Source organism: Roseateles sp. P5_E11, assembly GCF_054049355.1.
The window spans coordinates 1-23,912 of record NZ_JBFUMO010000001.1; the positions used below are offsets into that span (position 1 = coordinate 1).

Consider the following 23,912-nt stretch of genomic DNA (forward strand, 5'->3'; position numbering starts at 1 on the left):
GGCGTGAACAGGGCGCCCAGCGCGGCTTCGTCGAGCACAGGTTGGGGTGTCAGCGTCAGATCGCGCACGGTGGTCGTGGCGCCAGGGTTGGCGGCGCGCAGGCCGGCGGTCAGTTCGCTGGCCAGGCGGGTGGAGACCGAGCCTTGGTCATCGGTGGCACGACGGGCGCTGGCGTTGATTTGCAGGATGTTCATTCGGGAGCTCCTGAAGGGGCGGTTGCGATGGAATGAACTCTAGGATTAGCCAATCGACTCCAGAAGACGACGATTTGCATAAGATTGTTCTACCAGTGGATCAATGGGGCCAAAAGATGGAATCAGACGCCGACGACCTGCTGCTGTTTGCCCGCGTCATGGAGGCTGGCAGCTTCAGCCGCGCCGCCGAGCGGGTGCACTGGCCCAAGAGCACGGTGTCGCGGCGCATCGGCGCGCTGGAGACCCGGCTGGGCGAGAAGCTGCTGCAGCGCACGACGCGCAAGTTGACACTGACCGACTTCGGCGCCGGCGTGCTGGAGCACGCGCGAGCAGTCGCTTCAGAGGTGGATGGCGCGCTGGCGCTGGCCCTGCACCGCCAGCAAAAACCCAGCGGCCGGTTGCGCGTCAGCATGCCGGCGGACTTCGCCCAGGAGGTGGCGGCCGGCATGCTGGCCGAATTCGCGCTGGCCTACCCGGAGGTGCAGCTGGAGCTGGACCTGACGCCGCGGCGCGTGGACCTGATCGGCGAGGGCTTCGACCTTGCCATCCGCATGGGATCGATGGACGAGGACAGCCAGCTCGCTGCGCGCAAGCTGGCGACGACGCATTGGGGCCTGTACGCGTCACCGGGCTACCTGGAGCGGGTCGGCGAGCCGTTGTTGCCGCAGGCCTTGGACACCATGCATGGGCTGATGCTGCTGACCCGCCACGGCGAGCCCGTGCCCTGGCGGCTGCAGCGCGAGGGGGCCGAGCCCCACCTCGCCCGGCCGGCGCAGCGCACGTTGGCCAATGCGCCCAGCCTGCTGGCTCAGCTGGCGCAAAGCGGCGTTGGCATCGCCGGCATTGACCGCCTCATCGTCAGGGATGCGCTGGCGCTGGGCCGGCTGCAGCGCCTGCTGCCGGACTGGCACCTGCCGGGCTCGAGCTGCTGGGCGGTGTTCCCGGAGCGCCGGCTGATGCCGTTGCGCACCCGGGTGTTTCTGGAGGCGATGTCAGCCCTGCTGGACAACTGCCCGGCGCCGGGCCCTTGAGCCCGCCAGCGCCACGACGACGAGGCCAACGGCCAGCAGCGCGGCCATGTCGGGCTCAGGCACGGCCACCGCGAACACGGCTGCAGCGAGCTGCTGGTGCGCCAGGGTCGTGGGGTGGATGCCGTCCCAGAACAGCGCGGTGCTGAGATCGCAGCTGCTGGTGGTTGCTGCGCAGGCATTGGTCCAGTTGCTGAAGCCCAGCTGCGAGGCATTGTCCACGGCGCTCGTCATGAAGCCGTACATGTCGAAGACCTGTGCGCCGCTGCCAGCCAGCGCGCCGGTGAGGGCGGTGTCCATGGCGAAGCTCAGCGCCGAGGCCTGGCCGCTGGCGCCCATCGCGTTGGCCAGCGGCGTGAGGCCGAAGTTGGGCGTGTTCAGCACCAGCACATGCTGGGCGCCGGCGAGCTTGAGGCTGCCAACGATGCCGGCCATGTCGGCGGCGTAGCTGGCCACTGTCGCGGCAGCCGTGGCGTCAGCGTCGGCACCCATGGCGATCGCTTCCAATGCGACACGGATGTTATTGCCGCCGCCGGCCACCACGTAAAGAGCGTTCGGATCGGCGAGGTTGCCGGTGGCGCCCAGATACATGCCAAGCTGGGTTTGCATGCTGTACGGGAAGCCCGGCAACTGCGGAATCTCGCCACCGTTCAGACTGGTCTGTGCACCACCGAAGGCGAAGTTATTGCCGCCGGCCAGTGAGGGCGATAGCGCCACGCCGAGCGATTGCGCGAAGTACTGCGTCCAGACCCAGCCATTGGAATACGTGCCCGCCGTCGACGGGATCTTGCTGTAGTAGCCGTCGCCCGGAATGTTGACGGGCGGCAGCCCACCGGGGCCCTGAGACAGCAGCAAAGCGTTGTTGCCGCTGTCGGACAGGCTGTCGCCGAAAACGACGAGTCCGGAATACGGGCCGGTGGCCGAGGCTGCGAAGGCGGCAGCACAAAGACCAATGCCCGCGAGCATGCGGGCGAGCAGACGGATGGACATGGAAACTCCCTGATTTGTGGCCGCAGGACTTCTAACGGCTCGACAACAGCATCTCCGCCCGTTGGCTCAGCGTCAACCCGGGGACGCCCGAGACTGAAATCAGTCGGTGTCGCTCTTGAAGGCGACTTCGACAGCGGCCTCGCGGGCCTTGCGGATGGGAGCGAAGCGCCATTGCTTGACGGCCTCGACGGCCGCCGTGCCCAACCGCGAATGGCTGGCCTTGATGACCGAGGCCTGCTGGACCGCGCCGTCGGGCCCGACCGTGAACTGCACCTGGGCAAAACCGTTGCGGAAGGTGCTCTGCTGCTGCATCTGGCGCGGGATGGCCGGTTCGACCTTGGCCAGCAGTTTCAGCGGCTCCTCGGCCTCTTCCTCGGCCGGCTTGGGCGGCGGCTCCGCGGCCCGTGCCGCGGCGGCCATCGGGGCAGCGGGGGCGGGCGTCGGCGCCGCAGAGGCGAGCAGCACGGGCGTGCGCTCAACTTCAGGTTCAGGCTCGGGCGCCGCCTGCGGCGCGGTAGCAACGGTGGTCGGGGGCGCAACAGCTGTGGCAGCGGTCGGTGCGGGTGCCGTGCCGGGCGTTGGGGCAGGCGCGGGCCGGGGCGCGGCCGCCACGGGAGCCGGAGCCGGCTTGCGCGGCGCGGCGGCTGGCGCCGGCGCTGGTGCGGGCGCCTGACGGTTGGCGCCCTTGTCGGCGTTGAGCTTGATCCAGTGGAAGACGGCGTCGGCCGCCTTCTGCGCACGCTCGAGGCTCTCGGCCTTGGGTGCTTCTTGTTGGGCGCTGGCCGCTTGGGCCAGCATCAGCAGGGCGCCCGCGATGGCGGGCAGGGCAAGCGCCAGGGTACGGCGCGGTCCGAGTGTCATGACAGCTCCACAAAGACATTTCGGCCGGTGGCAAATGCCACCTCGGTCGAGGGGCGGACTCTAGTCAGACTGTGGGATGGCGTCAGCGGGGTTTGTCCCGCATGCGACGCAATTTGAAGCCGCTCCCGGCAAAGCGTCACGCTTGGCCGATGGTTCAAGACCCCAGCAAGGCGCGGCAACGCTTCTCGTGCTGCTGGATCTCGGCCAGCGTGACTTCGATGTCGTGGCGCTGCTGTTCGAGCTGCTGGCGGTGCTGCGCCAGGATGGTGAGGAAGGCCCGCAACTGGGGCGCGGCGCTGGCCTGGCTGTCATACATGTCGACGAGCTGCTTGATCTCCTGCAGGGCCAGGCCCAGGCGTTTGCCGCGCAGCGTGAGCTTCAGCCGGGTGCGGTCGCGCGGCGTGTAGACGCGGTTGCGGCCCTTGCGGCCAGGCTCCAGCAGGCCCATGTCCTCGTAGAAGCGGATCGCACGCGGCGTGATGTCGAACTCGGCGGCGAGTTCAGTGATCGTGTAGGTCGTTTCGGTCGCGGCGGGGACAGGTCGGCGGGAGGGCATGGCTACACTCAATTGACGTAAACGTCAGTCTAGAGCGGTCATGGCCAATCCACGCGAATCCGAACTGCATTACCCCCTGGGCGATACCCTGCCCCAACCCGGCGAGGCGCTGGACCTGGCACCCGGCGTGCGCTGGGTGCGCATGGGCCTGCCCTTTGCGCTGGACCACATCAACCTGTGGCTGCTGCGTGACCGTCTCGATGGTCGCGAGGGCTGGACCATCGTCGACTGCGGCATCGCCAGCGACGACACACGCGCCAACTGGGAGCAGGTGTTTGCCGCGCACCTGGACGGTTTGCCCGTGCTGCGTGTCATTGCGACGCACTTCCACCCTGACCACCTCGGGCTCGGGCACTGGCTGACCGAGAAATGGAACTGCCGGTTGTGGATGAGCGCGACCGACTACAACCTCGCCCGCCTGGCCAGTGGCTCGACGGTGGGCATGGGCGGCGCTTCGGCAGCGGCCTTCTTTGGCAGCCATGGCCTGACCGACCCGGAGTCGCTGGAGAAGATCCGCGCCCGTGCCGACTACTACCCCAAGATGGTGCCGGTCGTGCCGGCCAGCTACCGGCGGCTGATGGATGGCAGCGAGATCGACATCGGCGGGCGCACCTGGCGCTGCATCGCCGGCTACGGCCACGCGCCCGAGCACATCAGCCTGTTCTGCGAAGAAGCCAAGCTGCTGATCAGTGGCGACATGGTGCTGCCGCGCATTTCGACGAATGTTTCCGTCGTCGACGTCGAGCCCGAGGCCGACCCGCTGACGCTCTATCTGGACTCACTCAAGCGCTACCTGGAACTGCCGGCCGACACGCTGGTGCTGCCCTCGCACGGCAAGCCCTTCACCGGCCTGCATGAGCGCATCGACCAGTTGCAGGAGCACCATGACGAGCGCCTCGCCGAGGTCATCGCCGCCTGCCGCGCCGAACCGACGCATGCGGCCGGCCTGCTGCCCGTGCTGTTCAAACGCAAGCTCGACCTGCACCAGACGACGTTCGCGATGGGCGAGGCGATCGCTCACCTGCACGCGTTGTGGCTCAAGGGCGAGCTGAAGCGCGAACTGGGCGCCGACGGCGTCTACCGCTTCTTGCCCGGCTGACGCCAGCGCCAAAGAGAAACGCCGCCGACGATCAAGATCGTGCGGCGGCGGTCCGGCTTAGCGCGGTACCTTCACTCCCTCCGGCTGGGCCGGCTGCGGGTACCTGTGTGACAGCGTCAGACGAAGTGTTGCGCTTTGTGAAGGCGGCAGGGTGACCGTGGCTCGGTAGTATTCACATGCAAGCCATTGCGGCGTCTTTCGGGCCGAGTGCCGGGCCGCCCCAAGCCGGCCCGCCTTGGCGATGTGCTTGCAGCTCAATGCTGCAAGCATCGCCGTCCCCCAGGGGGACCGGCCAGGTTGGCCGGCGTTCAGCCGGGCCAGACTGGACGAGGGGCCTACTGAACCACGATGGATTCCTCGCGCAGTGCATCGCGCGAGCGCTCGAAATCGGGCAGCACCGAGCGCACCGTGTCCCAGAACGCCGGGCTGTGGTTCATCTCGCGCAGATGGGCCAGTTCATGGGCGACGACGTAGTCGATGATGGCCGGCGCGAAATGGATGAGGCGCCAGTTCAGGCGTATGGAGCCGTCGGCGCTGGCGCTGCCCCAGCGCGTCTGCGCCGAGGACAGTCGCAGCGACTTCATGGCCACGCCGAGCTGGTCGGCGAACTGGCGGCAGCGCGGCAGGAAGTCCTCGCGCGCGCGGGCCTGCAGCCAGGACTGGGCCAGGTCGCGGATCTGCTCTGCCGAGGCGCCCAAGGGCAAGGGCAGGCGCAATTGGCGCGCGGCGGCATCCCACACCACCTCGCGCTCGGCAGGTGCCAGCACCAGCGTCAACGCTTCGCCGAGATAGGGCAGGCGGCCGCCGTCCAGCCACTCGATGCGCGACGCCTGGATGCGCTGCTGGCGTTCGCGCTGCTCGACGAGCTTGCGCAGGATCCAATCGCCCTTGTGATGCAGGGCGCGTTCGATCTCGTTGATGGGCACCCAGCGCGGTGCGCTGACGCGCAGGCCCTGCGGCCCGACGACGAAGCCGATCGAGCGCCGGCGCGCCCGCTTGAGTTCATAGCCGATGCGATGCTGGCCCAGCAGCAGCTCACGCCGCGCGCGCGGCGCGCCGGGCTCGGCTGGCGTGATCTCCGGCTCCACGTCGAACAGTGACAGCTGGCTGTCCTGCAGGAGTGGGGCCGGGCGCTTGGCGGGCATGGTGATCAGCGTTGGTTCGCCGCCGCGTCGCCGGCGACGCCGGCGGACGGAGGGTTGGCATAGGCCTCGGGGTCGAGGCGGCGCATCTCGGATTCGATCCAGTCCTTGACCTCGTTCATCAGCTCGGCTGGCGAGCGGCCTTCGGGTCGGATCTGCCGGCCGATGGAGATGTCCACCACGCCCGGACGCAGCAGGAAGCTCTTGCGTGGCCAGCAGCGCGCCGCCGTCGCGGCGATGGGCACGACGGGCAGGCCGGCCTCGATGGCCAGGCGGGTGCCGCCGGTCTTGTAGTCGCCGACCTGGCCGCGCGGGATGCGCGTGCCTTCGGGGAACATGATGACCCAGTTGCCCTGGCCACCGAGGCGTTTGCCCTGGCTGAGCACCTTGTTCCAGGCCTCCGTGCGGCGGCCACGGTCGATGTGGATCATGTCCATGCGCGCCATCGCCCAGCCGAAGAAGGGCACGTAGAGCAGTTCGCGCTTGAAGACATAGGCCAGCGGATGGCTGAGCAGGGCCGGGTAGGCAAAGGTCTCCCACGTGCTCTGGTGCTTGGACAGCAGCACGACGCCGGCGCGGCGGTCCGAAGCCGACGGCAGGTTCTCCATGCCCTGGATGCGCCAGCGGATGCCACAGATGAGGCGCGCGCTCCAGATGGCGACCTTGAGCCAGCCGGCACAAGCCCAGTAGACCGGGTCGCCGCGGCGGAAGATGGACAGGATGACGACACCGGTCGCCCAGGGGATGACGGTGACGACGAGAACCAGGACAAAGATCAGCGAGCGGATAGCGCTCAATAGCGTTGCCATCAGGACTTCCGAATCAATAGGTGCGCAACGGTGGCGCCAGAGTGCATGGCCAAGCGGATGCCGCAGAACCGGCTTTGCCGGGCTGCTGGCATCGCCCCCTTGAGGGGGCCGGCGAAGCCGGTAGGGGGTGGGCTCATCACTTCAGTTCAGGTCTCCGGCCTGGGTGTCGGGGGTCAGAACCTGGCCGCGCTGCACGGCAACGCGGCGGCGCTCCTCCTGGATGATGGCTTCGGCAAAGCTCATCAGGTCGTCGTGCACGCGGGCCGTGGGCACCTGCACGAGCAGGTTGGCGAGCTCGTTGGTGCCGAGGCTGCCGAAGGGGCCGGTCAGCACGAGGTGGGGCATGCAGCCGGCGTTCTGCGCCGTCAGCAGGTCGGTCAGCGACGCGCCGACCATGTGGATGGTGGCGAGCGCAACGTCGAAGCGCTCGCCGATCTGCTGGATGAGGCCGGGCAGGGGCTTGCGGCAGTCGCAGCCTTCTTCGGGCGTGTGCGGGCAGAAGAACGCCGCGTCCAGGCGCCCGCCCTTTTCGGCCAGCAACTGGTTCAGGCGGATGTGCACGGCATTCAGCGAGGCCATGTCCAGCAGGCCGCGGCCAATGCCGGCCTGGTTGGTCGCCAGCACCGTGTGCCAGCCGGCGTGATTCAGGCGCGCGACGGCCTCCAGCGCCCCCGGCAGCGGGTCGAGTTCCTCCGGCGCCTTGACGTGGTCGTCGCGGTAGCGGTTGATCGTGCCGTCCCGCCCGAGGATGACGAGCTTCATGCCGTGGGCGTGGTCGGCGCGCATGGAGGCTTTAGGCAAGGCGCGACAGGTCGGCGACCCGGTTCATGGCGGCGTGCAGGCGGCCCAGCAGGGCCAGCCGGTTGGCGCGGAGCAGCGGGTCCTCGGCGTTGACCATCACGTCGTCGAAGAAGGCGTCGACCGGGCCCTTGAGCGCGGCCAGGGCCTTCAACGAACCGGTGTAGTCATGCTGCTCGAACAGCAGGTCGGCAGTGGGTTGGACTTCGGCAATCGCGGCGGCCAGGGCCTGCTCGGCGGCTTCCTTCAGCAGCGCATCGTTGATGGCGTGGGGCAGTTCGCCTTCGACCTTCTTCAGGATGTTGCCGACGCGCTTGTTGGCAGCCGCGAGCGACGCCGCTTCGGCCAGGGCGGCAAAGGCACGCACGGCTTCGAGACGGCGCGGCACGTCACCCAGGCGAGCGGGGTTCAGCGCCAGCACGGCGTCGACTTCCTGGGCGCTGTAACCCTGGTCACGCAAGCTGACCGCGAGGCGGTCGGCAAAGAAGGAAAGCAGCGCCTCACGTGGGTTCTCGATGAGCTCGCCGAAGGCCGGCACGGCCGCGTCGATCAGCGCCGGCAGGTCCAGCGGCAGGTTCTTCTCGACGAGGATGCGGATGACGCCCAGCGCATGGCGGCGCAGTGCGAACGGGTCCTTGTCGCCGGTGGGCAGTTGGCCGATGCCGAACAGGCCCACCAGCGTCTCCAGCTTGTCGGCCAGCGCCACGACGGTGCCGGTATGGTTGCGTGGCAGCGCGTCGCCGGCGAAGCGCGGTTTGTAGTGGTCCTCGATGGCGATGGCGACGCCGTCGCGCAGGCCTTCGTGGCGGGCGTAGTAGCCGCCCATGATGCCCTGCAGCTCAGGGAATTCGCCGACCATGTCGGTCAGCAGGTCGCACTTGGCGAGCTGGCTGGCCTGCTGCACCTTGCTGTCCAGCACCTTGAACTCGTCGTCGGCGTCGACCGTGTAGGGCAGGGTCGCCATGCTCAGCTGGTTGACGATGGCATGCGCGATCGACCTGACGCGCTCGGCGCGCTCGCCCTGGCTGCCCAGCTTGCCGTGGTACACGACCTTGGCCAGGCCCGGCAGGCGGTCTTCGAGCTTCTTCTTGCGGTCCTGGTCGAAGAAGAACTTGGCGTCGGCCAGGCGCGGGCGCACGACGCGCTCGTTGCCCTGCACGACGGCGCCGGCGTCGGCGGGCGCGATGTTGCTGACGACCAGGAAGTGGCGGGTCAGCTTGCCGTGAGAGTCCAGCAGCGGGAAGTACTTCTGGTTGGCCTTCATCGTCAGGATGAGGCACTCCTGCGGCACGGCCAGGAACTCGGCCTCGAACGCACAGGTCAGCACATTGGGGCGCTCGACGAGGGCGGTGACTTCGTCGAGCAGGGCCGCGTCATCGATGGGCGTGAGGCTCAGCGCATCGGCCGCACCCTTGAGTTGGCGCGCGATCTCGGCGCGGCGCTCGGCAAAACCGGCGATGACGGCGCCCTGGTCACGCAGTTGCGTGGCATAGCTGTCGGCCGATTCAATGCTGACCGTGGGCTGGGCGGCTTCAAAGCGATGGCCGCAGGTCGTGCGGCCGGCAGTCAGGCCCAGGGCCTGGACGGGCACGATCTCGCTGCCGTGCAGCGCGACGAGGCCATGGGCCGGGCGCACGAACTTCACGTCGGTCCAGCCGTCTTCGAGCTGATAGCTCATGACCTTGGGGATGGGCAGCTTGGCGAGGGTTTCATCCAGCGCCTTCTGCAGGCCCTGCGCGAGCGTGGCGCCGGCTTGCATGCTGTCCCAGAACAACGCCTCGGCCTTGCCGTCGGGCAAGCGCTTGAGTTGCGGCACGACTTCGGGGCCGGCGCCGATGGAGGCCAGCTTCTTCAGCAGCGCGGGCGTGGCCTGGCCATCAGCGGTGAGGGCGACGGCGACCGGCATCAGCTTCTGCTGCACGGCCTTGTCGGCGGCCTTGGCGGCGACGTTGGCCACATGCACGCCGAGGCGGCGCGGCGACGCGAACGACGTGACGGCGGCGTCCGCAGCGGCGAGGCCCTGGGCCTTCAGGCTGTCGGCCAACACGCTGGCGAAGGACTCGCCGAGCTTCTTCAGCGCCTTGGGCGGCAGCTCTTCGACAAACAGTTCAACGAGCAGATTCATCAAGCGGCCGCCTTCTTGCTGTTCTTCAGTTCGATCTGCGCGACGACTTCATCCGCCCAGGCCTTGGGGGCCATCGGGAAGCCGAGGCGCGCGCGGCTGTCCAGATAGCTCTGCGCAACGGCGCGGGCCAGGTTGCGGATGCGGCCGATGTAGGCCGCGCGCTCGGTCACGCTGATGGCGCCGCGGGCATCCAGCAGATTGAAGCTGTGGGCGGCCTTCAGCAGCTGCTCGTAGGCGGGCAGGGCTAGCTTCTCGACCATCAGCTCCTGGCTCTTCCTTTCATGCGCGGCAAAGGCCGACAGCAGGAAGTCCACATCGCTGTGCTCGAAGTTGTAGGTCGACTGCTCCACCTCGTTCTGGTGGAACACGTCGCCATAAGTCAGGCCGTCGGTGTAGACCAGGTCATAGACCGATTCCTTGCCCTGCAAGTACATCGCCAGGCGCTCCAGGCCGTAGGTGATCTCGCCGGTGATGGGCTTGCAGTCGATGCCGCCGACCTGCTGGAAATAGGTGAACTGCGTGACCTCCATGCCGTTCAGCCACACCTCCCAACCCAGGCCCCAGCAGCCGAGCGTCGGGTTCTCCCAGTCGTCCTCGACGAAGCGTACGTCGTTCTTCTTCAGGTCGAAGCCCAGCGCCTCCAGCGAGCCGAGATAGAGCTCCAGGATGTTGGCCGGCGCGGGCTTCAGGACGACCTGGTACTGGTAGTAATGCTGCAGCCGATTCGGGTTGTCGCCGTAGCGGCCGTCCTTGGGGCGGCGGCTGGGCTGCACATACCCGGCCTTCCAGGGCTCGGGGCCGAGGGCGCGCAGGAAGGTGGCGGTGTGGCTGGTGCCGGCGCCAACTTCCATGTCGTAGGGCTGGAGCAGGGCGCAGCCTTGCTTGGACCAATAGTCCTGCAAGGTCAGGATGATTTGCTGGAAGGTCAGCATGAGGCGAGGGGGAGAGGGGGTGGCCGATTCTATGAGGCCGCCCTGCGCACGCCCGCCAGGGCCAACAGGGACAAAAGCCAGAGCGGCCAAAGCCCCAGCGCGGCCAGCCAGCGGGCATAGGGCGTGGAGCCGCTGCGGCCGTCGACTTCGACCTCCAGCACGCCGCGCTGCAGGGCGGGCAGCCGGGCGGTGATGTGGCCGTGATGATCAACAAGGGCAGTGGCGCCAGTGTTGGTCGAGCGCGCGACGGGGCGCTGGAACTCGAGGGCGCGCATCTGCGAGAACTGCAGATGCTGGTCCTGGATCATGACGGTGCCGAACCAGGCCAGGTTGCTGACGTTGACGAAGGCGGTCGCCGCGTCGGGCCCGACGGCGCTCTGCACGAAGTCCTCGCCGAACAGATCCTCGTAGCAGATCAGCGGCCGCAGCCTCTGGCCGGCGACGGCCCAGGGGCGCTGGTGGTCGCCGCGGGCCTGGTCGTCCAGCGGGATGTTCATGGCATGCACGAACCAGCCAAAGCCCGGCGGGATGAACTCGCCGAAAGGCAGCAGATGGCGCTTGCCGTAGTGGTAGTCGCTGCCCAGGGCGACGACGGAATTGACGAAGCCCTCGTCGGCATTGCCGAGGAAGGCGCCGAGCAGTGCGGGGCGTTCGGGGCGGGCCAGGCGCACGAGGGTGGCGCGGTCCAGTTCGGCCAGCGGCAGCGGCACGACGGACTCGGGTGTGATGACGACCTGGCCGCGCGCCGACTCGATGAGCCGGGCCAGCAACTCCAGATTGGCGGCGAAGCGGGCCGGGTCGAACTTCTGGTCCTGCGGGATGCTGGGCTGGACCAGGGAGAGGGCCAGGCGGCCCGTGGAGGTCGTGAAGTCCTGCGGCAGCAGCAGGCCGGCCAGCGGGATCAGGAGCGCAGGCGCGGCCCAGGCAACGGCACCGCGCCTTAGCCATACCAGGCCGGCGGCCGCCAGCGCTGCCAGCGCGGAGATGCCGTAGACCCCCACCCAGGGCGCCCAGCCCGCCAGCGGGCCGACGGTGTGGGCATAACCCGCCGCGATCCACGGGAAGCCGCTGAGCCAGGTCGCCCGTGCCAGCTCGGCCAGCAGCCAGGCCGGCACCAGCGCCATCAGCCGCCAGCGGCCCGGCGCGATCCAGCGCGCGGTCAGGCCCAGGGCCAGCGCGTAGAAGCCGCTGAGAAAGGCCGCCAGCAATGCCACCGCCAGCGCGGCCAGCAGCCAGGGGATGCCGCCGAACTGGTGCATGCTGATATGCAGCCACCACAGGCCCGAGGCCAGCCAGCCAAAGCCGAACAGCGCGCCGACGAGGGACGCAAACCGGGGTGTGGCCTGCTCGACGGTGGCGAACAGCAGCGCCAGCGCGATGGGCTGCAGATACCAGGCGCCGGTGGGCGCGAATGAGGCCGTGTGCAGCAGGCCTGCGGCCAGTGCGACAGCCGCAGCCCTCGCGCCCTTCACGCCTCGGTCTCGTCTTCGGGGGCGCGCGTGACCTTGAACCAGCGCACCGCGCCGCCGCGGGTCAGCATGACGGCGAAGTTCAGGCCGCCCACCTGCACGGTCTCGCCGCGGCGCGGCACGCGGCCGTGCTCATGGGCGATGAGGCCGCCGATGGTGTCGAAGTCGTTGTCCGGCAAGGCCAGGTTGAAGCTGCCGTTGACGGCCGCGATGGTCGCGTCGCCGGCGATGCGCTGGCTGCCGTCGGCCAGGGTGTAGATGCCGGATTCGCCATCCTTGTCGTCGAACTCGTCCTCGATCTCGCCGACGATTTCTTCGAGCACGTCTTCGATGGTGATGAGGCCGGCGGTGTTGCCGAACTCGTCGATGACGATGGCCAGGTGGTTGCGGTTGGAGCGGAAGTCGCGCAGCAGCTCGTTCAGGCCCTTGCTCTCGGGCACGAAGACCGTCGGGCGCAGCAGGGCGCGCAGGTTCAGCTCAGGCGCGCGCTGCATCTTGAGCAGGTCCTTGGCAAGCAGGATGCCCATGATGTTGTCGCGGCTGCCCTCGAAGACGGGGAAGCGCGAATGGCCGGTGTCGATGACGAGACCAAGCAGCTCGTCATAGGGCGCGTCGATGTCCAGCAGGTCCATGCGCGGTGCGGCCACCATGGCGTCGCCGGCCGACAGCTCGGCCATGCGCAGCACGCCTTCCAGCATCTGGCGCGACTCGGGCTCGATCAGCTCGCGCTGCTCGGCGTCGGCCAGGGTATCGATCAGTTCGCTCTTGGAGTCGGGGCCGGGGTGCAGGAACTCCAGCATGCGCTCCAGCAGGCCACGGGCCTCGGGCGGGTGTTTGGCGGCCCCGCGAACTGGGGGCCTGCCTGAATGCGGTTCGCTCAAGGGGAGCTGTCAGGGTATTGCGGAAGGGACAGAATAGCCGATTGATTTGACAAAACCTTGTGCTGGGCCTCCCAGCCCCCATATCTGCCGCCTTCGACRAAAACGGTTCCCATCATGTCCAAGCCCCAAGGCCTCATTCCCGCCACCATCCTGACCGGCTTCCTCGGTGCCGGCAAAACCACGCTGCTCAAGCGGGTGCTGACCGAGGCCCATGGCCAGAAGATCGCCGTCATCGAGAACGAGTTCGGCGAAGAGAACATCGACAACGACATCCTGGTGTCCGACACCAACGAGCAGATCATCCAGATGAACAACGGCTGCGTCTGCTGCACCATCCGCGAGGACCTGCGTACGACCCTGTCCGATCTGGCCGCCAAGCGCCGCAAGGGCGAGCTGGACTTCGAGCGCGTCGTCATCGAGACCACCGGCCTGGCCGACCCCGGCCCCGTCGCCCAGACCTTTTTCATGGACGACGAGATCGCCGAGAGCTATCTGCTGGACTCGGTGCTGACGCTGGTGGACGCCAAGCACGCCGAGGAGCAGCTCAACAGTCGCCAGGAAGCGCGCATGCAGGTGGGTTTTGCCGACCAGATCTTCATCAGCAAGGCCGATCTGGTCGAGCCGGCGGCCGTCGAGGCCTTGGTGCACCGCATCAAGCACATGAACCCGCGGGCACCCATCCAGACCGCCCATTTCGGCGAGGTGGCCCTGGCCAAGGTGTTCGACCTGCGCGGTTTCAATCTGAACGCCAAGCTGGAGATCGACCCGGATTTCCTCAAAGCGGACGCTCACGACCACGGCCATCATCACCATGATCACGATCATGAACATGGCGAGCATTGCGACCATCCCCACCACCATGCCCATGATGACGACGTGAAAAGCTTCGTCTTTCGTGCCGACAAGCCTTTCAACCCGGCCAAGCTGGAGGACTTTCTGGGCGCCATCGTGCAGGTCTACGGTCCCAAGATGCTCAGATACAAGGGTGTCCTACACATGAAAGGCACGGACAAGAAGGTCATCTTCCAGGGCGTGCATCAGATGATGGGCTCCGATCTCGGCCCGAAGTGGATGCCGGGAGAGAAAAAGCAGAGCAAGATGGTGTTCATTGGTATCGACCTGCCAAAAGAGGTACTGATGCAAGGCTTGGAAGGCTGCTTGGCGTGATGTTTTTTTGCCCCGGGAGCACCGTTTCCCGGGGGGTGAAGGCTGAAGATTCCCTGTGGCTACAATCCGCCGCGCTCAAAATTGGGCAGCCGGCTGAAAAGCAGTGGGATCAAGGTCTGACACCGCGCYGATGCAAGCCCTGAGCGAGGAGAAGACAGTGAGCAAGACCCCGGCCCCCAAAACCGCCCCCAAGGGCGCCAAGAAGACTGACCCCGGCGCCGACGTCGCGATGCTCGAGGCGCCCGCGCCAGCCAACCGGTTCGCCGACCGGTTCGCTCCGCCCAAGCCCCCCGTGCGTGGCGCTGGCCATGTCGACGAGACGCCGCGCGTGGCCGCCAAAGGCGACCCCAAGCTGGTCAACGCCTGGAAGACCAAATCGGGCGCCGAGCTGACGGACGCCGAGGTGCTGGCCATGCCGGACTCGGAGTACATGAACGCGAAGCAGATCGAGTTCTTTCGCGCCAAGCTGACCGAGCTGAAGGACGGCGTGCTGTCCAATGCGGGCGAGACGACCGAGCATCTGCGCGAGGACACGACCATCGTCCCCGATCCGGCCGACCGCGCCACGATCGAGGAAGAACACGCCCTGGAGCTGCGCACCCGTGACCGCGAGCGCAAGCTGCTGAAGAAGATCGTGCAATCCATCGCGCGCCTGGACACCGGCGAGTACGGCTACTGCGACGAGACCGGCGAGCCCATTGGCCTGGGCCGCCTCATCGCCCGCCCGACGGCCACGCTGTCGCTCGAAGCGCAGCAGCGCCGCGAGCTCAAGCAAAAAATGTTCGGGGACTGAATGGAGCCCCTCGTCCAAGGTGAACCTTGGCCGGTCCCCCGAGGGGACGGCGATGCTTGCGGCGTTGAGCCGCAAGCACATCACCTGGGCGGGCCGGCTTGGGAGCGGCCCGGCGCTCGGCCCGTGGGTCGCTGACACCCGTTCGTTTCCACGAGGCATAGTCCAGACATGTCCGAATCCAAGCCCGCAGACCCGAAGGAAGGCGACAGCTTCTTCCGCAAGGTGGCGCGCTTCGTGGCCAACCCCACGACGGACTGGGCCGAGATCAATTCGCGCCAGGACGACCCCGAGGGCGATCTTGCCAAGGCCGAACTGCGTGCGATGGTGGAGCGCAAGCGCCGCAACGATTTCGTGCGCAAGCGCGAGCTCGACATGCTGCGCCGCATCCGCCGCGAAGGCCTGACACCTGAGCAGCTCGCGGCCCTGGCCTCGTCGCCGTCCCGGATGGGCGACGACGAGCGCATCAGCGAGCCCAATTCCAAGATCGATCTGGGCGTGAAAGCCAAGATCGACGAGATCGAGCAGCAGATGGTGGGCGAGAGCTTTGCGACGACGCAGGCTGTGCCCAAGCAGCAGCCCGGGTTCTTCGACACCAGCACGCGGCCGGTGGCCTTCTCGTCCTCCGTCGCGACGCCGTCGCCTGCCGAGGCCAACGGCGGCCGGGTCAGCGAGTTCTCGACGCCGCGTGAGGTGCAGCGCCTGCAGGCGCCGACGCCGCCGGCTGCCGTGACCATGGGCGCGGCCATCCCGCCGCTGTCCGACTCGCCGCCCAGCCGCCTGCCCGACCTGCCGCCGCTGGACATGCCGCTGTCCTTCACGCTGGCCGAATCCACGCCCGATGTCGAGGTGCAGGAGGTCGTGCACGACCCCGAGCTCGACGAGGCAGTCATCGCCTTTGCGAACGCCGACTACGAGAACAGCGAGCGTGCCCTGACCGAGCTCGTGCGCCCGGGCGGCAGCCGCAATCTGCACGGCGAGACCTGGCTGGTGCTGTTCGACCACTACCGCGCCACCGGCGCCCAGGGCAAGTTCGAGGCGCTGGCCGTCGAGTACGCCCAGCAGTTCGGCCTGTCGGCACCRCAGTGGTTCTCCATGCCCAAGCTGGTGGCCGAATCGACACGCCAGTCCAACCGCTCGCCCATGGCCAAGGCCAGCCAGGTCAGCTGGACGGCGCCCTCCACCGTGAGAGCCGAGGATGTGACGCTGCTGCAAAAGCGCAGCGAGACCCTGCCCATGCCTTGGGTCTTCGACTGGGGCCCGCTGGAAGAGATCGAGATCGAGGCCGCCATCCAGATGCGCCAGCTGTTTCGGGTCTGGGCCCAGCAGCAGGTCGACCAGCGATGGGTGGGCGGCGACCGCTTCCTGAACCAGCTCAAGGAGCTGGCGCCAGTGGGCGAACGCGACACCGACCCGGTGCTCTGGATGCTGCGGCTGGAAGCGTTGCGCCTGGCCAACCGACCCGATCAGTTCGACGAGGCCGCCATCGACTACTGCGTGACCTACGAGGTCTCGCCGCCGTCCTGGGAGCGCGCCAAGTGCCGCGTGCGCATCGGCGGCGAAGGCTCGTCGACCAACAGCCCGGCCACGAGCTCGATGCAGAGCGAGGCGCAGTCGACCTTCCTCGACACGAGCGTTGCCGAGGCCAGCCTGGCCCAGCTCGAATTGATGGGCCAGATGAGCGGCGATATCTCCGACAGCCTGCGCACGCTGTCCACCGAGGTCGGCGACGCGAGCATCATCAACATCTCCTGCACCAAGCTGATCCGGCTGGACTTCATGGCCGCCGGCGACCTGTTGAACTGGGTGCTGCAGCGCCGGACCGAGAACCGCATGGTCGTCTTCACCGACGCCCACCGGCTGGTCGCGCTGTTTTTCGGCGCGATGGGCATCAACGAGCATGCCAAGGTCAAGGTGCGGATCAACTGATCCCGCGGCCGCGGCCGACCTTGCGAAACCGCGGCTGAACCTCAACTGGGACGGCCTATGTCTTCAGAATCTTCTGCCGTCTATCACGGCACCACCATCGTTTCAGTGCGCCGCCAGACGCCCACCGGCTGGCAGGTCGCCATCGGCGGCGATGGCCAGGTGACCCTGGGCAACATCGTCGTCAAGGCCAGCGCGCGCAAAGTGCGCAAGCTCTACCGTGACCAGGTCCTGGCGGGCTTCGCGGGTGCCACGGCGGATGCCTTCACGCTGTTCGAACGTTTCGAGGCCAAGCTGGAAAAGCACCAGGGCCACCTGGTGCGCGCGGCGGTCGAGCTGACGCGTGACTGGCGCACCGACCGCGTGCTGCGCCGGCTGGAAGCCATGCTGGCCGTGGCTGACAAGACCGCGTCGCTGATCATCACCGGCAACGGCGATGTGCTGGAGCCCGAGCAGGGCATCGTCGCCATCGGCTCTGGCGGCGCCTACGCCCAGGCCGCCGCCAAGGCCTTGCTGGCGCACACCGATTTGAGCGCGTCAGACATCGTCAAGCGCTCGCTCGAGATTGCCGGCGAGATCTGCATCTACACCAACCAGAATCACACCCTCGAGGTGCTTGAATGAGTTCGATGACCCCTCAGGAAATCGTCTCCGAGCTGGACCGCCACATCGTCGGCCAGCAGGCMGCCAAGCGCGCCGTCGCCATCGCGATGCGCAACCRCTGGCGCCGCCAGCAGGTCGACGAGAAGCTGCGCGGCGAGATCACGCCCAAGAACATCCTGATGATCGGCCCGACCGGCGTCGGCAAGACCGAGATCGCCCGCCGCCTGGCCAAACTGGCCGGCGCGCCCTTCATCAAGGTCGAGGCGACCAAGTTCACCGAGGTCGGCTATGTCGGCAAGGACGTGGACTCCATCATTCGTGACCTCATCGAGGTCGCCGTAAAGCAGGAGCGCGAGGGGGCCATGCGCCGCTGCCAGACGCGCGCCGAGGACGCCGCCGAGGAGCGCATCCTGCAGATACTGTTGCCGGGCAGCCCGAGCTCGCAGGACGGAGACAACGCGACGCGCCAGACCCTGCGCAAGCGCCTGCGCGAGGGCCAGCTCGACGACAAGGACATCGAGCTCGACCTGCTCGCCCCCAGGCCCACGATGGAAGTGCTCGGCCCCTTCGGCAACCAGCCAGGCATGGAGGACATGGCCGAACAACTGAAGGGCATGTTCAGCCAGTTCGGCGGCACTCAGAAGAAGACGCGCAAGCTCAAGGTCGCCGAAGCGATGAGGCTGCTCATCGAAGAGGAAGCGGCCAAGCTCGTCAACGAGGAGGAGATCCGCGCCGCGGCGCTGGCCAATGCCCAGGAGATGGGCATCGTCTTCATCGACGAGATCGACAAGGTGGCATCGCGCAACGAACACGGTGGCGCCGAGGTCTCGCGCCAGGGCGTGCAGCGCGATCTGCTGCCGTTGGTCGAAGGCACGACGGTGTCGACCAAATACGGCCTGGTGAGGACCGACCACATCCTCTTCATCGCCAGCGGCGCCTTCCACCTGGCCAAACCCAGCGACCTCATCCCCGAGTTGCAGGGCCGCCTGCCCATCCGCGTCGAGCTGGATTCGTTGTCGGTCTCTGACTTCGAAGCCATCCTGACCAGCACCCACGCCAGCCTCGTCAAGCAGTACCAGGCCCTGCTCGCCACCGAGGGTGTCACGCTGGACCTGCAGCAAGGCGCCATCCGCCGCCTTGCGGAGATCGCCTTCGAGGTCAATGAGCGTACGGAGAACATCGGCGCGCGCCGGCTGGCGACGGTGATGGAGAGGCTGCTCGACGAGATCAGTTTCGATGCGCCGCGCAATGCGGGTCAGACCGTGTCGCTCGATGCGGCGGCGGTCGACGCCAAGCTGGCGGCGCTGGCAGCGAACGAGGACTTGAGCCGCTTCATCCTGTAGCGGCGTCAGTGCGGCAGCGCCTGCGCGCTGCCTGTCCAGCGCAGCAGTTGCATCAGGGTAGGCGCCTGCGTCTTGCCAAGCAGGTTGCGCACATGGCTGCGCACGGTGCTCACGCACAGGCCGAGATGACGCGAAGTGGCATCCACCGGTTCGCCGTCGGCCAGCAGCAGCAGCACATGACGCTCGGCCTGGCTGAGGCGGAATTGGCGTGTCAACGCGTCGATGCGSGCSGCCTGGGTCAGCGCCGGCTGGTCCAGATAGATGGCGAGCAGGATGCTGCGCTCCGGCCAACCGGAAGCCCCCGCAATGGGCGGCGCCAGCGGCGCGGCATGCAGCCAGCCCGTCGTCAGTCCGGGAGCGAACCACAGTCCCTTGCGCGACGACGACCCTGCGGCGGCCAGGGCCAGCAGATCCTCCAGGTGCGAGGCGTCGAGTTGCCCCAGGCTCATCAGGTGATCGCAGCGGGACTGCCACAAGCCTTCGGCCACCAGGTGTTCGGCGCTCGTGTTGGCAAACAGTACGCGCCGGTCCGGCAGCACCACCAGCAGTGGCTGGGGAAGGGCGCCGAGCACCTGTCGCGGGTTGGCGTCAAGAACCGGGCGTTCCTGCGATGAGATGGAAGCGGTTGGCAGCATGATGATCTCCCTGAGCCTCTGCGGCGCGACGACGCCGTCTGATGTCATCAAGTTTGGTGAGTGCCATGCATCTGCACCATTGCCGAGAAGTACATGGCCGGTCGGTCTTGTGCATAGGCCATTGGACCAAGCCAAAAGGCTGCCCCCGGCCCCGTGCGGGGAGTGATGCGCGCCGATACCATCCGGCCCAGCAGGGAGACTGCCCATGAAGATTCTGTTGATCGATGACCACCCCTTGTTCCGTGAGGGCGTGGCGCTGCTGTTGAAGCCGCTGGTGGAGGCGCTTGAAACCTGGGAGGCGGGCAGTTGCGAGGAGGCCTTTGCGGTGCTTGCCGAGCGCGGCGACGCCGATCTGGTCATGATCGACCTCGGCCTGCCAGGGCTGTCTGGCCTCGAGGGCCTGGGCCGGCTGCGGCGTGATCATCCTGAGGTGCCGGTCGTCGTGATGTCCTCGGCCGATGACAAGGACACGGTGCTTGCCGTGCTCGATGCGGGTGCGATGGGCTTCATTCCCAAGAGCTCGACGTCGCAGGTCATGCTGGGTGCGCTGCGCCTCATCCTTGCCAAGGGCATCTACCTGCCGTCGTCGGTGTTCCTCGGCGGCCGGGCGCTGACTCCCACCATGCCTGCACCGCTGGCACCGCCTGCGCAGGGGCGGCGCCCCGTCGAGCTGGGCCTGACACCGCGCCAGGCCGACGTGCTGCATCTGCTGCTGCAGGGCAAACCGGCCAAACTGATCGGTCGGCAGCTGAACCTGTCGCTCAGTACCGTCAAGGCGCACACCTCGTGCGTGCTGCGGGCATTGAACGTGACGACGCGCACCCAGGCCGTACTGGCTGCGAGTCGCATGGGACTGTGCTTCGAAGAGCCGGTGCCGGCTCAAGGCTCTGCCGTTGATGCCAATGATTCCCTCATGGCTTCCAGCAACCGCTGAAGCCCGATCGGTTTGTGCAGCAGTCGAGCGCCGCAGGCTTGAGCTTGCGGCTGCAGGGCGGCTTCCGTGTTGGCCGTCACGATGACGGCGCCAATGTCTTCGTCATAGTGTTGGCGCAGCCGCGCGATGACCTCGAAACCATCGCGCCCGGCGCCGAGCTGGTAGTCGGTGACGATGAGGTCCGGCACACGCAGGTGCTGCTGCAGCTGGGCCAACATGTCCTCGCAGGAGGCCGCTGCAACGACGTGGCAGCGCAGCGCGAGCAGGGCGTCGACCAGGGCCTGAGCATTCGTTTCTTCGTCATCGACGACGACGATGAAACGACCCTCGAGCGCTTGTTGGCTGGCCGCAAGCCTTGGCGAGACCTTCGCGGACCGCGTGGCGGGTCCGGCCAGCGGCATTTCGACGCGGAACACCGAGCCTTTGCCGACACGGCTGTGCACGCTGAGCCGGTAGCCCAGGATGTGGGCGCTGCGCTGCACGATGGACAGACCCAGCCCCAGGCCTTTCTCCTGGCCCGTGCCGGGCGCCTCGATGCGGAAGAACTCTTCGAAGATGGCTTCCTGGTAGCGGGGCTCGATGCCGGGCCCGCTGTCCCAGACCTCCAGTTCCACCCTGGCGCCGCGACGCCGACAGGCTACCAGCACGCCGCCTTCTCGCGTATAGCGGATGGCGTTGGCCACCAGATTGCCGGCGATGCGCGCCAGCAGCGCGGCGTCGCCCTTCACGACGACGTCACAGGGTCGCACGCGCAGCTTCAGGCCCTTCTCGGCCGCCTGCGGGGCCCAGATCTGTTCCAGCCCACGCAACAGCCAGGCCAGGTTCACATCCTCGATGTGGGCCTGCACCGTGCCGGCATCGAGCTTGGAGATGTCCAGCAGATTGCCGAACAGGTTCTCCATCGTTGCAACCGAGGACTGGATCTTGTCGGCCAGAGCCAGATGCTCGGAGCTGGACAGGCGTGCCTGCAGCACGCCCAGCAGCAGGCTGATCGAATGCATGGGTTGGCGCAAATCGTGGCTGGCGGCGGCGAGGAAGCGCGTCTTGGCGGCGTTGGCGCGCTCGGCTTCGTCCTTGAGCTGGGTGAGTTGCTCGGCGCGCGCGGAGAGGACGTCGCGGGCGTCGGACAACTCGGCGGTGCGCTCGGCGACTTTGGCTTCTAGGCTGGCGTAGGACTCGCGCAACTGGTCGACCATGCGATTGAAGTCATGGGCCAAAGCGCTGATCTCATCGGGCTGTTTTTCTGTGCCAGGGTTCAGTGCAGAGACAAGATCGCCCCCCGCGATGCGAGCGGTCGCCTGTCGAAGCGCAACGATGGGAGCAGCCATGCGGCGTGCAGAAATGGCGCTGACTACCAAAGCGAGTAGGGCGCCAAAGGCAAGTAAGACCGCTGAGCGCCGCAGCGCGGCCAGCACTGGAAGCAACGCTTCGCTGCGTGGTTGCTCGACGAACAGCCACCAGTCTGGTTCGTGCAGCCGGGCACTACTAACGATGACGGCCTGCCCTGTCAGGTCAGTCGTGTCCACGGCATTGAGATCGGTCGAAATCGACACTGCTTTTGCAAGCCTCATGGGCTCAAAGTTGCTCAGATCGCGTTGACGCAGTACCTCGCTCGGTTGAGGGTGTGCGATCAAGCGATGGGCCGCGTCAACAAGATAGGTGCGTCCGGCCTTGCCTACGTGCAGACCCGAAACCACGTCGGCCAGAAAGCGCAAATTGATCGTGGCCACCGCGACCGCTCCGCCCGGCTGGGGATCAGCAAGTGCCAGCCGTACAAGGGGATCTCCGCTGTCGGAATAGAAGGCGTGACCATAGCGAGAGGCGCCCTCCCGTAGTCCTGTGAGCAGGTCTGGTTCGGGTAACCGGTTCCCCGGCGCAAGCCGGTCTGGCGCGGCGCGCGAGATGCTGAGCTGCACCATTCCCTCAGCATCTAGCAGTTGCAGCTCTTGAACAGCAGGCAGTAGCACCATCAGACGATGCCATTCGTCGCGTCGCTCCTCGACGCCAAAACGCGGTTGCCCCCAAGGGAATTTGCTGGCGTCCCTCATCCCGCCTTCAAGGCTGCGCAAATATTGCTCGATCTCTCGGGTAGCAGCTGTCGCCTGTAGTCGCTGCAATTGCGCAATGTGCTCTCGGGCTTCTAGGTAGCCAAACAACATTTCCGTTGCCGTCGCTGCTGTCAGCAGCGCAAGCGTGACCATTCCCAGCGACGTCAAATATCGGCGGGCCAGCGAGCCAGGATTGAACGTGCGGGTGGGCATGAGTTGGCAAACAGCCCGAGTCAGACGACGCGATTTGCGCGGCGTAGTAGTCTGAGGCTAATGGGCTCTCCTCGAAAGCTCGCATCGGCCCGTGCCAATAGCCAATAACGGCGCGGCCGTTCGATGGGGATGCGGCCGGGATCTTCACCTTGCACTACCCGCGCCGCTAGCTCGGCCAGTTTGGGGTAGACGAAGCTGGCATCCGCCACATATGCGAGCGCGCCACCTCGCCGCACCTCTCGCTCGGTGCTGAACATGCCCGGCACGCCTAGGCGTTTCAGGTGCGCAGCGATTTGCACCTCACCGATGTAAGCCAGATTGGTTGGAAGCACCAGCCACGCATCCTGCGCAGCGGCGGTAGGGCTTCTCATCAGCCGGTCAATATCGGAGGCGACCGTGCCGTAGTACATCGTGGCGTGCAGTTGTAAGGCGGCCGCATCGCGTAGCACCCTCGCCTCCCCGTCGTAGTGCTCGGCCCATGAGGGATCCGCTAGTACGCCAACACGTCGGATCGTCGGAAACGCATCGCGCAGGAGTTGCAGGCGTTTGGCGTCCAGCCAGTCGGCCAACGAAATCCCCGTAACCCGTCCCCCGGGTAGCCGATCAGAGCGTGCCAAACCCGCGCGTATCGGATCGATGAAGCTGGCGAACACCACCGACCCACGACCGGCAGCTGCCGCCATCAAGGCCGAGTTGCCGGTAGGCGCCACCAGTACGGCGGCACTTTGCCACGCTGCTTTAACAATCAAGGCTCGTTTTGCTGCCAGGTCTTGCTGCGGCGTCGCTAGGTAGGCAAGCCGCGCTGGCATCGCGTCTGAACTCTGCTGTTCGGCCCATGCCTGCCGAAATTTCTGCCAGGGTTCGAAAAGCTCTGCGGAGCCGTCACCGATAAAGATGACGAGGTTCGACGTGGTCGGCGGCGAACAAGCGGCGAGAGGCAAAGCCAACAGGTGCCGGCGGGGTAGAACCAAAGCATTAACCCTAGTGGCCATAGCGCTGAATGTTGCCAGTTGTTAGCCTTGTGTTGGAACTTGTGAGTCACATGACCATCGAATGGCGCCCCTGACTCCTTAGTCCACCCGTTCTCTGACCAACTTGAAGGAGCTATCACATGAGTTCTGCTGTACTCGTCCGCCTTGCATCTCACTACTGGGTCAAGGTCACTAGCAAGACACCCCTCGAGGCATCAGCCATCGAGGTGAAGTCGGCTGATCGCCCGCCGAAGCTCGCGAGCGTGTCTACGGCTTTGTCCGTTCAAGTGAGTCAGGGGAGGCATGTTGCCTTTTCCCCGGGGGTCGATACGCCAAAAGATGCTGAAGATTGGCTAAGTAAGAATCCGGACTGGGCGAAAGACGCAGATTCCCTACAT

22 protein-coding genes are annotated in these 23,912 nt (G+C 66.8%); 8 read left to right on the top strand and 14 right to left on the bottom strand.

What is annotated here, in order from left to right; genetic code table 11:
• The coding region (locus ACXJKR_RS00005) for an NAD(P)H-dependent oxidoreductase (RefSeq protein WP_457319681.1) at positions 1-194 on the bottom strand (194 nt) is incomplete at its 3' end.
• Between the two features lie 116 nt (positions 195-310).
• Here ACXJKR_RS00005 and ACXJKR_RS00010 point away from each other — a divergent pair.
• Complete coding sequence (locus ACXJKR_RS00010; RefSeq protein ID WP_056205262.1) at positions 311-1,225, top strand: LysR family transcriptional regulator; 915 nt, start codon at positions 311-313, stop codon at positions 1,223-1,225.
• On the opposite strand, the gene ACXJKR_RS00015 is transcribed toward ACXJKR_RS00010, so the two are convergent.
• From ACXJKR_RS00015 to ACXJKR_RS00025, 3 genes are all read right to left on the bottom strand, one after another.
• A complete protein-coding gene (locus ACXJKR_RS00015; RefSeq protein WP_056204665.1) occupies positions 1,187-2,212 on the bottom strand; it encodes an SGNH/GDSL hydrolase family protein in 1,026 nt (341 codons plus the stop codon). The genes ACXJKR_RS00010 and ACXJKR_RS00015 overlap by 39 nt on opposite strands.
• 99 nt (positions 2,213-2,311) lie before the next feature.
• The gene (locus ACXJKR_RS00020) at positions 2,312-3,073 is read right to left on the bottom strand and encodes a TonB family protein (protein ID WP_457319683.1); all 762 of its coding nucleotides are present in this window, start codon (positions 3,071-3,073) and stop codon (positions 2,312-2,314) included.
• Between the two features lie 154 nt (positions 3,074-3,227).
• A complete protein-coding gene (locus ACXJKR_RS00025) occupies positions 3,228-3,629 on the bottom strand; it encodes a MerR family transcriptional regulator (protein WP_056204659.1) in 402 nt (133 codons plus the stop codon).
• Positions 3,630-3,669: 40 nt separating this feature from the next.
• Here ACXJKR_RS00025 and ACXJKR_RS00030 point away from each other — a divergent pair, with 40 nt between their 5' ends.
• A complete protein-coding gene (locus ACXJKR_RS00030) occupies positions 3,670-4,728 on the top strand; it encodes an MBL fold metallo-hydrolase (protein ID WP_457319685.1) in 1,059 nt (352 codons plus the stop codon).
• A gap of 335 nt (positions 4,729-5,063) precedes the next feature.
• On the opposite strand, the gene ACXJKR_RS00035 is transcribed toward ACXJKR_RS00030, so the two are convergent.
• From ACXJKR_RS00035 to ACXJKR_RS00065, 7 genes are all read right to left on the bottom strand, one after another.
• Positions 5,064-5,873, bottom strand: a complete 810-nt coding sequence (locus ACXJKR_RS00035) for a M48 family metallopeptidase (protein ID WP_457319687.1) — start codon at positions 5,871-5,873, stop codon at positions 5,064-5,066.
• 5 nt (positions 5,874-5,878) lie between these two features.
• The gene (locus ACXJKR_RS00040; RefSeq protein WP_457319689.1) at positions 5,879-6,679 is read right to left on the bottom strand and encodes a lysophospholipid acyltransferase family protein; all 801 of its coding nucleotides are present in this window, start codon (positions 6,677-6,679) and stop codon (positions 5,879-5,881) included.
• 141 nt (positions 6,680-6,820) lie between these two features.
• Entirely contained in the window at positions 6,821-7,465 is a 645-nt protein-coding gene (gmhB, locus tag ACXJKR_RS00045) for a D-glycero-beta-D-manno-heptose 1,7-bisphosphate 7-phosphatase (RefSeq protein ID WP_235532115.1), read from the bottom strand.
• Positions 7,466-7,472: 7 nt separating this feature from the next.
• Positions 7,473-9,602 (bottom strand): glycine--tRNA ligase subunit beta, encoded by a 2,130-nt coding sequence (gene glyS / locus ACXJKR_RS00050; RefSeq protein WP_457319691.1) that lies wholly within the window; start codon positions 9,600-9,602, stop codon positions 7,473-7,475.
• Positions 9,602-10,534: a glycine--tRNA ligase subunit alpha gene (glyQ, locus tag ACXJKR_RS00055; RefSeq protein WP_056204643.1), complete on the bottom strand. Its 933-nt coding sequence runs from the start codon at positions 10,532-10,534 to the stop codon at positions 9,602-9,604. The genes glyS and glyQ overlap by 1 nt, the downstream gene beginning before the upstream one ends.
• A 29-nt stretch (positions 10,535-10,563) precedes the next feature.
• Complete coding sequence (gene lnt / locus ACXJKR_RS00060; RefSeq protein ID WP_457319693.1) at positions 10,564-12,006, bottom strand: apolipoprotein N-acyltransferase; 1,443 nt, start codon at positions 12,004-12,006, stop codon at positions 10,564-10,566.
• The gene (locus ACXJKR_RS00065; RefSeq protein ID WP_056204638.1) at positions 12,003-12,884 is read right to left on the bottom strand and encodes an HlyC/CorC family transporter; all 882 of its coding nucleotides are present in this window, start codon (positions 12,882-12,884) and stop codon (positions 12,003-12,005) included. Before ACXJKR_RS00065 ends, lnt begins: the two co-directional genes overlap by 4 nt.
• Positions 12,885-12,998: 114 nt before the next feature.
• On the opposite strand from ACXJKR_RS00065, the gene ACXJKR_RS00070 reads away from it, so the two are divergent.
• The 5 genes from ACXJKR_RS00070 (at position 12,999) to hslU (ending at position 18,713) form a co-directional block, all read left to right on the top strand.
• Positions 12,999-14,051 (top strand): CobW family GTP-binding protein, encoded by a 1,053-nt coding sequence (locus tag ACXJKR_RS00070; protein ID WP_056204635.1) that lies wholly within the window; start codon positions 12,999-13,001, stop codon positions 14,049-14,051.
• A gap of 157 nt (positions 14,052-14,208) precedes the next feature.
• On the top strand, positions 14,209-14,844 hold the full coding sequence (gene dksA, locus ACXJKR_RS00075; RefSeq protein WP_235532114.1) for an RNA polymerase-binding protein DksA: 636 nt from the start codon (positions 14,209-14,211) through the stop codon (positions 14,842-14,844).
• Positions 14,845-15,012: 168 nt separating this feature from the next.
• On the top strand, positions 15,013-16,770 hold the full coding sequence (locus tag ACXJKR_RS00080) for a hypothetical protein (RefSeq protein ID WP_457319696.1): 1,758 nt from the start codon (positions 15,013-15,015) through the stop codon (positions 16,768-16,770).
• Between the two features lie 57 nt (positions 16,771-16,827).
• Positions 16,828-17,391 (top strand): ATP-dependent protease subunit HslV, encoded by a 564-nt coding sequence (gene hslV / locus ACXJKR_RS00085; protein WP_057296634.1) that lies wholly within the window; start codon positions 16,828-16,830, stop codon positions 17,389-17,391.
• The gene (gene hslU, locus ACXJKR_RS00090; protein WP_457319698.1) at positions 17,388-18,713 is read left to right on the top strand and encodes an ATP-dependent protease ATPase subunit HslU; all 1,326 of its coding nucleotides are present in this window, start codon (positions 17,388-17,390) and stop codon (positions 18,711-18,713) included. Before hslV ends, hslU begins: the two co-directional genes overlap by 4 nt.
• A gap of 5 nt (positions 18,714-18,718) precedes the next feature.
• On the opposite strand, the gene ACXJKR_RS00095 is transcribed toward hslU, so the two are convergent.
• Positions 18,719-19,348, bottom strand: coding sequence for a helix-turn-helix transcriptional regulator (locus ACXJKR_RS00095; RefSeq protein ID WP_457319700.1), 630 nt, complete (start codon positions 19,346-19,348; stop codon positions 18,719-18,721).
• 205 nt (positions 19,349-19,553) lie between these two features.
• Between ACXJKR_RS00095 and ACXJKR_RS00100 the strand changes: the two genes are divergently transcribed.
• Complete coding sequence (locus tag ACXJKR_RS00100) at positions 19,554-20,282, top strand: response regulator (RefSeq protein ID WP_457319702.1); 729 nt, start codon at positions 19,554-19,556, stop codon at positions 20,280-20,282.
• Here ACXJKR_RS00100 and ACXJKR_RS00105 read toward each other — a convergent pair.
• Together ACXJKR_RS00105 and ACXJKR_RS00110 are read right to left on the bottom strand one after the other, a co-directional pair.
• A complete protein-coding gene (locus ACXJKR_RS00105; protein ID WP_457319704.1) occupies positions 20,228-22,543 on the bottom strand; it encodes a hybrid sensor histidine kinase/response regulator in 2,316 nt (771 codons plus the stop codon). The genes ACXJKR_RS00100 and ACXJKR_RS00105 overlap by 55 nt on opposite strands.
• Before the next feature lie 20 nt (positions 22,544-22,563).
• Complete coding sequence (locus ACXJKR_RS00110) at positions 22,564-23,490, bottom strand: ABC transporter substrate binding protein (RefSeq protein WP_457319706.1); 927 nt, start codon at positions 23,488-23,490, stop codon at positions 22,564-22,566.
• Positions 23,491-23,912 lie beyond the last annotated feature (422 nt).